The organism is Candidatus Infernicultor aquiphilus (assembly GCF_002784285.1).
In the GTDB taxonomy this organism is placed as follows: Bacteria; Atribacterota; Phoenicimicrobiia; order Phoenicimicrobiales; family Phoenicimicrobiaceae; genus Infernicultor; species Infernicultor aquiphilus.
Window position 1 is genome coordinate 1 of sequence record NZ_PFKO01000056.1, and the last position, 1965, is coordinate 1965.

Annotated in this window: 2 protein-coding genes; both read right to left on the reverse strand. The window is 28.0% G+C overall.

Annotated elements, in window-relative coordinates:
- Positions 1-363: undecaprenyl-diphosphate phosphatase (locus COZ07_RS01565; RefSeq protein ID WP_406606843.1), on the reverse strand; the 363-nt coding region annotated here is incomplete at its 3' end.
- 8 nt (positions 364-371) lie between these two features.
- A partial coding sequence (locus tag COZ07_RS01570; RefSeq protein ID WP_406606844.1) for a Na/Pi cotransporter family protein occupies positions 372-1965 on the reverse strand: 1594 nt, incomplete at its 5' end.

A 1965-nucleotide genomic window follows, 5' to 3' on the forward strand; every position in this document is an offset into this window, starting at 1 on the left:
AGGTTTATTAAAAAGTATTTCAAAATAAGAATTAAGAGTATATCCAATAATTGCTGCTGGTATAGTGCTAATTATTAAAAACCAGGCAAATTTTGAATAAGAATTACTTTTTAAAATACTAGACAAATTTTCTCCTTCTAATATTTTATAAATGCTGTTAAAAAAAGAAATTAATAATTCCTTTATCTCTTTTCTAAAAAGAACTATTACTGCTAACATCGTTCCAAAATGTAAAAATACTTCAAAAGCAACACCAGTTAAATTTAATTTTAAAAAATATTTTAAGATTACTAAATGCCCAGAACTACTTACCGGAAAAAATTCAGTTAATCCTTGAATTAATCCTAACCATATTAATGACATATATTCACCTAATTTTTAGATAGTTCATCTATTACCATTAAACAAATATTATTAGCATGATCTCCAATTCTTTCTAAATTACTGATTACGTCTAAATAAATAACTCCAGATTCGGGATAACAAATACCCTGATTTAACCTATTGATATGACTATCGCGAAGTCCTTTTTCTATTTTATCAATTTCATCTTCCTTTAAAGCTACTTCTCGAGCTAAATCTATATTCCTGTTTTTTAATGCAGAGATTGATATATTAAAAGAAGATTCTACTTTTGTAAACATAAATTTAAGTTCATCTAATGCTTTTTCACTAAAAGGTAATTTTTCATTTATTTTTTCTTCAGCTAATTCAGCTAAATCTTCAGAAATATCCCCTACCCTTTCTATATTATTGGTTATATTCATTAAGTCCTTTAAAATTTCTGATTGTTCGATACTTAGAGATTCCTGAGCTATTAATACTAAATATTTGGTAATTTCTTTTTCTAAAGTATTTACTACTCCTTCTTTTAAATATAAATTTTTTAAGATATTGATATCATTTTGTATAAAAGATATCATTACATCACTTAACATACTTTCTACTATCTCCCCCATTCTAACTAATTCTTTAATTGCTTGACCTAAAGCTATAGATGGAGTATTTACTATATCTTTGTTTAGATAGATGGGACCTTTTTTAAGTACAATCTCTTCTCCGGGTAAAATTTTAACAATAAATCTAACAAATAAATTAATAAAGGGAAGTAAAATTATAGCGTTAAAGACATTAAAAAGTGTATGGGCATTAGCAATTTGCCTTGGAATACTTGACGAGGTTAATGATACTAAATAGGTAAATTTATTTAAAAAGAATAGAAATAAGACAACACCACCAATATTAAAAAATAGATGGGACAACGCCACTCTTTTCCCCGTTATTGAACTTCCTATACTTGCTATTACTGCAGTAAAACAAGTTCCGATATTGGCTCCTAGTATTAATGGAATGGCCGCTTCTATTCCAATTATGCCTTGGATAGACATAGCAATTATGAGTGCGGTAGTAGCGCTACTACTTTGAATTATAGCTGTAAAAATTAAAGCTGTTATGATCCCCAATAGAGGGTTATTTGACATATTTTCTATCAGTTTTAAAAATGGAGTATAATTTCTTAGAGGTTTTGCAGTATCAGATATAATTGATATGCCTAAAAACAATATTCCAAAACCAAGTAATATTTGGCCAAAATATTTATAACTTCTTCTTTTAGATAAAAAATTAAAGATAAAGCCAATACCAATTGCTGGAAGAGCATATTTTTCTAAACGAAAAGATACAATTTGAGCAGTTATCGTAGTCCCTATATTTGCTCCTATTATTACGCTTATAGCTTGTTTTAAGCTTAATAAACCAGCATTAACTAGTCCAATTGTTATAACACTTGTAGCACTACTACTTTGAATGATGGAAGTTATTAAAGTACCGGTTGCAACTCCTATTATGGGTTTATTGGTTAATAATTCTAAAATTTTAGGTAACTTATCACCAGTACTTTTTTGTAAACCCTCACTGAGCAATTGCATTCCATATAAAAATAACCCCAAACCTCCAACCATACCA